The sequence below is a fragment of the Micromonospora sp. MH33 genome, assembly GCF_003013775.1.
GTDB classification, from domain to species: domain Bacteria; phylum Actinomycetota; class Actinomycetes; order Mycobacteriales; family Micromonosporaceae; genus Micromonospora; species Micromonospora fulviviridis.
In genome coordinates, this window is sequence record NZ_MUYZ01000339.1 from 1 (window position 1) to 6899 (window position 6899).

The 6899-nt window shown below is 74.5% G+C and carries 5 protein-coding genes; 4 read left to right on the plus strand and 1 reads right to left on the minus strand.

Features of this window, described 5'->3' with window-relative positions; all coding sequences use genetic code 11:
• On the minus strand, positions 1-1082 hold a 1082-nt coding region (locus B0E53_RS31475), incomplete at its 3' end, for a DEAD/DEAH box helicase (protein WP_246835692.1).
• 180 nt (positions 1083-1262) lie between these two features.
• Between B0E53_RS31475 and B0E53_RS31480 the strand changes: the two genes are divergently transcribed.
• The 4 genes from B0E53_RS31480 (at position 1263) to B0E53_RS31495 (ending at position 6853) form a co-directional block, all read left to right on the plus strand.
• The gene (locus B0E53_RS31480) at positions 1263-1631 is read left to right on the plus strand and encodes a hypothetical protein (protein ID WP_107079306.1); all 369 of its coding nucleotides are present in this window, start codon (positions 1263-1265) and stop codon (positions 1629-1631) included.
• Positions 1632-1753: 122 nt separating this feature from the next.
• Positions 1754-4588 carry a Na+/H+ antiporter subunit A gene (locus tag B0E53_RS31485; RefSeq protein WP_107079309.1) on the plus strand — a complete coding sequence of 945 codons (2835 nt, stop codon included), beginning with the start codon at positions 1754-1756 and terminating at the stop codon, positions 4586-4588.
• 161 nt (positions 4589-4749) lie between these two features.
• Entirely contained in the window at positions 4750-5232 is a 483-nt protein-coding gene (locus B0E53_RS31490) for a Na(+)/H(+) antiporter subunit C (protein WP_107079307.1), read from the plus strand.
• Positions 5233-5347: 115 nt separating this feature from the next.
• Positions 5348-6853: a Na+/H+ antiporter subunit D gene (locus B0E53_RS31495; RefSeq protein ID WP_107079308.1), complete on the plus strand. Its 1506-nt coding sequence runs from the start codon at positions 5348-5350 to the stop codon at positions 6851-6853.
• The last annotated feature ends 46 nt before the right edge of the window (positions 6854-6899 follow it).

Consider the following 6899-nt stretch of genomic DNA (forward strand, 5'->3'; position numbering starts at 1 on the left):
AACGGCCCCACCGGCCCGCCGAACGCGCCGTCGCCGGCCGCCGGGCCGTCCACCCCCGCCAGCAGCTCGGATACGCCCACCGGCTCGCCGCCCCGGGCCACGCGGCCGCCGTCCGGGGCGGCCGCCGCCTCCAGTTCCTCGGCGGCCAGCTCGTTGAGCCGGGCACAGAGCCGCTCGGCGCTGCGCCGGGAGTTGGTGAAGACGATGGTCGACCGGTGCGACCGGATCAGCGAGAAGACCCGCTCCTCGACGGCCGGCCAGATCGACGCCCGGCGCGGGCCGATCCCGCCCAGCGCGTCCTCCGGCTGCTCCTGCTCGTCGAGGCGGGTCATGTCCTCCACCGGCACCTGGACGCTGACCTCGATGGTCTTGCTGCTGGGCGGCTGCACCACGTCGACCGGGCGGGCCCCGCCGAGGAAGCGGGCGCAGACGTCGATCGGCCGGACCGTGGCGGAGAGCCCGATCCGCTGTGCGGGCGTCTCCAGCAGCGCGTCGAGGCGTTCCAGGGAGAGCGCCAGGTGGGCGCCGCGCTTCGTCCCGGCGACCGCGTGCACCTCGTCGACGATCACTGTGCGGACCCCGCGCAGCGAGTCGCGGGCGGCGGAGGTGAGCAGCAGGAACAGCGACTCGGGGGTGGTGATGAGGATGTCCGGCGGGGTCCGGGCGAAGGCCCGCCGCTCGTCGGCCGGGGTGTCGCCGGTGCGCATGCCGACGGTGATGTCCGGCGGGGTGAGGCCGAGCCGGGTGGCGGCCTGCCGGATGCCGGTGAGCGGGGCGCGCAGGTTGCGTTCGACGTCGACGGCGAGCGCCTTGAGCGGGCTGACGTAGAGCACCCGGCAGCGCTGCCGGGCCTCGGCCGGCGGCGGCTCCTTGGCCAGCCGGTCCAGCGACCAGAGGAACGCCGCGAGGGTCTTGCCGGAGCCGGTCGGTGCGACGACCAGGGCGTTGCGCCCGGCGGCGACCGACCGCCAGGCGCCGGACTGGGCGGCGGTGGGCGCGGCGAAGGCGGCGGTGAACCATTCCCGGGTCGCCGCGCCGAAATCCGCCAGGACCGCCGCGTCCCGGGTCACCTCGTCCGTCACGCCCTCCATCCTGCCCCGCCGGTGTGACAACCGGTCCTCGCCGGGACGCTGTTCTGTCCGAGACGGGGCTTTAAGCGACGGATGTGGCCTTGAATGCGTTAAGTCTCACTTAACTGCTTGCTTCTGCCGCGCAACATAAAGTAACTTCACCCGCAACGCAGCGTGGGGTGGAGGGCTTGGATGACCGTGCAGGGGCGAGGCGCCGGGTCCGGGACCGACGTGCTCATCCGCAAGGTCGACAGTCACCTCGCCGCGCTCCGCACCGGTCTGCACGGCCCCGAGCTGGAGCTGGCCGAGGATCTGGCCCGCTGCCTGCGTGAGCTGGTCGTCGCCACCGCCCACTCCAGCGCCGCCGACCGGGGGCTGGTCCGCGCCGCGGTGCACTACTTCGTCCTGCGCCGCGAGAGCCGCGGCAAGCTGCTGCCCGTGCGCTCGCTCGCCGCCGCCCAGCGCGTGGTCAACAAGGCGGTCCGCCAGCTCGACCGCCCGGACCTGCTGGTCGAGGCCCCTCGCCGCGACCGCTCCGCCCCCGATCCCGCCCTGCGCTGAGCGGGAGGCCCGGGCGCCGGGCGGGTTTCCCGAAAACCGCCCGGTTGGGCGGGAATGTGGCGTGTGATCGGTCCTGGCCGCAGCGTGCCCCGGCGCGCTGTCACCATCGACCGGGAGTGCGCGTGCTCGTCCTGCTGATCCTGCACCTGGTGGCGGCCCTGTCCGCCCCGCTGCTGGTCCGCCGGTGGGGCCCCCGCGCCTGTCTGCTGCTCGCCCTCGCCCCGGCCGCCACCTTCGGCTGGGCGGTGGCGCACACCGGCGCGGTCCGCGACGGCGGCGCGGTCGTCGAGACGTACCCGTGGGTCGCGGAGCTCCAGCTCGACGTGGCGCTGCGGGTCACCACCCTGCCCTGGCTGATGCTGCTGCTGGTCGGCGGCGTCGGCGCGCTGGTGCTGGTCTACTCCGCCCGCTACTTCCACGCCGGCTCGGTGGGCCTGGCCCGCTTCGCGGCCGTCATGGTCGCCTTCGCCGGGGCGATGCTCGGCCTGGTCGTCTCCGACGACCTGCTGCTGCTCTACGTCTTCTGGGAGCTGACCACGGTCTTCTCCTACCTGCTGATCGGGCACAGCACCGAGCGGCGGTCCAGCCGGTGGGCGGCCGCCCAGGCGCTGACCGTCACCACCCTCGGCGGGCTGGCCATGCTGGTCGGCTTCCTGCTGCTCGGCCACCACGTCGGCAGCTACCGCTGGTCGGTCGTCACCGCCGCGCCGCTGCCCGGCGGCGGCTACCTGGCGGTCGCGGTGCTGCTCGTGCTCACCGGCGCCCTCGCCAAGTCCGCGGTCTTCCCGTTCAACTCCTGGTTGCCGGTGGCGATGGCGGCGCCCACCCCGGTCAGCGCCTACCTGCACGCGGCGGCCATGGTGAAGGCCGGGGTGTTCCTGGTCGGGCTGCTCGGCCCGGCGCTCGCGCCGGCCGGGCCGTGGCGGCCGGTCACCGTGGTCGCCGGGCTGCTCACCCTGGTCGCCGGGGGCTGGGCGGCGCTGCGGCAGACCGACCTCAAACTGCTGCTGGCGTACGGGACGGTCAGCCAGCTCGGCCTGCTCACCGTGGTGCTCGGCGCGGGCACCCCGAAGGCCGCCCTCGCCGGCGTCGCCATGCTGCTGGCGCACGCACTGTTCAAGGCGGCGCTCTTCCTCGTCGTCGGCATCCTCGACCACAGCGCCGGCAGCCGGGACCTGCGCGACCTGTCCGGGGTGGGCCGGAGCGCGCCGGTGCTCACCACGGTCGCCACGCTGGCCGCCGCCTCGATGGCCGGCCTGCCGCCGCTGCTCGGCTTCGTGGCGAAGGAGGCGGTGCTCGGCGCGTTCACCGGGCGGCCGGTGGTGCTCGCCGCGCTGGTCGTGGGGAGCGCGCTGACCGTCGCGTACAGCATCCGGTTCCTCTGGGGCGCGTTCGGCTCGCGGCCGGGCGTCCCGGTCACCGAGGTGGAGCGGCCGCCCGCCGCGATGCTCGTACCCCCCGCCCTGCTCGCCGTCGCCGGGCTCGCCGCCGGCCCGGCCGCCGGCTGGCTGGGCGGCCTGCTCCGCCCGTACGCCGAGCTGTTCGGCCCGGTCGAGGAGAAACTGGCGCTCTGGCACGGACCGACCGCGGCGCTCGGCCTCTCCGCCGTGGTGATCGCCGGCGGGGTGGTGCTGCACCTGGCCCGCGGCCCGCTCGCCCCCGCGTTGACGCGGCTGCGCTCGCCGGTCGGCGGCAACCAGGGGTACGAGTGGGTCACCCACCGGTTCGACCGGTTCGCCATCGAGGTCACCGGCGCCACCCAGCGCGGCGCCCTGCCGCAGTACCTCGGCACGGTGCTGGTCGTCCTGGTGCTGGTGCCGGGCGGCGCGATGCTGGCCACCCGGCCGTGGCGTACCGAGATCGCCGTCTGGGACAACCCGACCCAGCTGGTGGTCTGCGTGGTGATCGCGGTGGCCGCGCTGCTCGCGGTGGGCGCCCGGCGCCGCCTCACCGCCATGCTGCTGGTCGGCGTCACCGGCTACGGCACGGCGATGATGTTCGTCCTCTACGGCGCGCCCGACGTGGCGCTCACCCAGTTCCTGGTGGAGACGGCCACCATCGCGGTCTTCGTGCTGGTGCTGCGCCGGCTGCCGGAGCGCTTCTCGGCCCGCCCGCTGCGCCGCAGCCGCTGGGTGCGCCGCGGTATCGGGGTGGCCGCCGGCCTGGTCATGGCCGGCCTGGCGCTGGCCGCGGCCGGCGCCAGGCGTACCCCGTCGATCTCGGCGGCCTTCCCCGACCTGGCGGTGGCGCAGGGCCACGGCCGCAACGTGGTCAACGTGACCCTGGTGGACATCCGGGCCTGGGACACCATGGGGGAGATCTCGGTGCTGGTGGTGACCGCGACCGGGGTGGCCAGCCTGATCTTCGAGCGGTCCCGTACCGGGCCCCGGCCGCGCCGCCCCGACCCGGTCCGGTCGCGCCGCGACCGGCGGACGGTCTGGCTGCGCGGCGGGGCCACGCTGCAGGAGCGCCGCCGCTCGATCGTCTTCGAGGTGGTCACCCGGCTGATCTTCCACACCGTGCTGCTCTTCTCGCTGTTCCTCCTCTTCTCCGGGCACAACGCTCCGGGCGGCGGCTTCTCCGGCGGCCTGGTGGCCAGCCTCGCGCTGACCGTCCGCTACCTGGCCGGCGGCCGGTACGAGCTGGCCGAGGCGGTGCCCGTCGGGGCGGGCACGGTGCTCGGCGCGGGCCTGGCCGTCTCGGTCGGCGGCGGCGTGCTCGGGCTGCTCCTCACCGGCCGTGTGCTGGAGAGCGTGAAGGTCGACCTCTGGCTGCCGCTGGTCGACCACTTCTACCTGGTCACGTCGCTCTTCTTCGACATCGGCGTCTACCTGGTCGTGGTCGGGCTGGTGCTGGACATCCTGCGCAGCCTCGGCGCCGAGGTGGACCGGCACGTCGAGGCGGCCGGCGAGCCCGCCCGCGGGCTCGCCGTCCAGCGCGAGGGGGAGGGCTCGTGAGCGCGAGGAGTGAGCCGGTTCTGCGAGCCCCGCAGTCGCGAACAGGGGTGTCGCCGTGAGCGCGAGGAGTGAGCCGGTTCTGCGAGCCCCGCAGTCGCGAACAGGGGTGTCGCCGTGAGCGCGCCGCCGGGAGCGTCCCGGGCCCGGGCGGAGGCGCCGCGGTGACCCGGGGCGCGGCCGGGCCGACCCTGGTGCTGGTGATCGCCGTCGGGGTGCTCGTGGCCACCGGCGTCACCCTGCTGCTGGAGCGGAGCCTGACCCGGATCCTGCTCGGCGTCATCCTGCTCGGCAACGGGGTGAACCTGCTGATCCTGCTCGGCGGCCGGTCCGGGGCCGCGCCGCTGGTCGGCAGCGCGCCGAGCGCCGCGATGAGCGACGCCCTGCCGCAGGCCATGGTGCTCACCGCCGTGGTGATCACGTTCGGGCTGACCGCGTTCCTGCTCGCGGTCGCCTACCGGAGCTGGTACCTGACCGGCGACGACGAGGTGCAGGACGACCTGGAGGACCGGCAGATCGTCCGGCTCGCCGAGCGCAACGAGGTGTCCACGGCGGACCTCGGCGGCGAGGGGCCGGACAACGACCCGGAACAGGTCGACCCGGAGCCGGCGCTGCGCCGGCTGCGCCGGCGGGCGGAGGACCAGTGAGCGCGAGGAGTGAGCCGGGTTTGCGAGCCCCGCAGTCGCGAACGAAGACAGGTCCAGTGAGCGCGAGGAGTGAGCCGGGTTTGCGAGCCCCGCAGTCGCGAACGAAGACTGCCGCATGAGCGCCCTGGTGCCGCTGCCGGTGGTGGTGCCGCTGCTCGGCGCGGCGCTCACCCTGATCCTGACCAACCGGCCCCGGTTGCAGCGGCTGGTCAGCGTGATCGGGCTGACCACCACCCTGGTGGTGGCGGTCGCGCTGCTGGTCGAGGCGTACCGGCACGGGCCGGTGGTGGTCCAAGTGGGCGGTTGGCCGGCGCCGGTCGGCATCGTGCTGGTCGCCGACCAGTTGGCCGCGCTGATGCTGGTGGTCTCCTCGGCGGTCACCCTCTGCGTGCTGCTCTACTCGATCGGCCAGGGGCGGGGGGAGACCGGCGAGACGGCGCCCGTGAGCATCTACCACCCCACCTACCTGGTGCTCACCGCCGGCGTGACCAACGCCTTCCTCGCCGGGGACCTGTTCAACCTCTTCGTCGGCTTCGAGATCCTGCTGGCCGCGAGCTTCGTGCTGATCACCCTCGGCGGCACCGAGACCCGGATCCGCACCGGCTCGACGTACGTCGTGGTCAGCATCCTGTCGTCGATGATCTTCCTGGCGGCGGTGGGGCTGGTGTACGCGGCCACCGGCACCGTGAACATGGCGCAGCTCGCCGGCCGGCTGGACGCCCTGTCGCCCGGCGTACGCCTGGCGCTGCAGCTCACCCTGCTGCTCGCCTTCGGCATCAAGGCGGCGGTCTTCCCGGTCTCGGCCTGGCTGCCGGACAGCTACCCGACCGCGCCCGCCCCGGTCACCGCGGTCTTCGCCGGCCTGCTCACCAAGGTCGGCGTGTACGCGATCATCCGCACCGAGACCCTGCTCTTCCCCGGCGGCCAGGTCTCCGGCCTGCTCATGGTGGTGGCCGGGTTGACCATGGTGGTCGGCATCCTCGGCGCGGCGGCCCAGTCCGACCTGAAGCGGATCTTCTCGTTCACGCTGGTCAGCCACATCGGCTACATGATCTTCGGGGTGGCGTTGAGCAGCGTGGCCGGCCTGGCCGGGGCGATCTTCTACGTGGTGCACCACATCACCATCCAGACCACCCTCTTCCTGGTCGCCGGCCTGGTCGAGGCGCGCGCCGGCAGCACCGACCTGCGCCGGCTCGGCGGGCTGGCCCGGATCGCCCCGCTGCTCGCCGCGCTCTTCTTCGTGCCGGCGATGAACCTGGCCGGCATCCCCCCGTTCTCCGGTTTCCTCGGCAAGCTCGGCCTGCTCCAGGCCGGCGTGGCGGCCGGCGGGACGCTGCCCGCCGTGCTGGTCGGGGCGGGCGCCCTGACCAGCCTGCTCACCCTCTACGCCGCCTCCCGGGTGTGGAACATCGCGTTCTGGCGGGCGCCCCGGCTGGCCACCGCGCGCCCGGCCGTCCGGCTGCCCGGGCTGATGGTCGGGGCAACCGCCGCCCTGGTGCTGCTCGGCCTGGCGCTCACCCTGGCCGCCGGGCCGCTGTTCCGGGTCACCGTGGACGCCGCCACCGACCTGCGGCAGCGCACCCCGTACGTCCGGGCGGTCCTGCCGGTGGACGTGCCGTGACCGACGACCTGCCGGCGGGCCGGGCGACCGGCGACGGGGAGCCGGC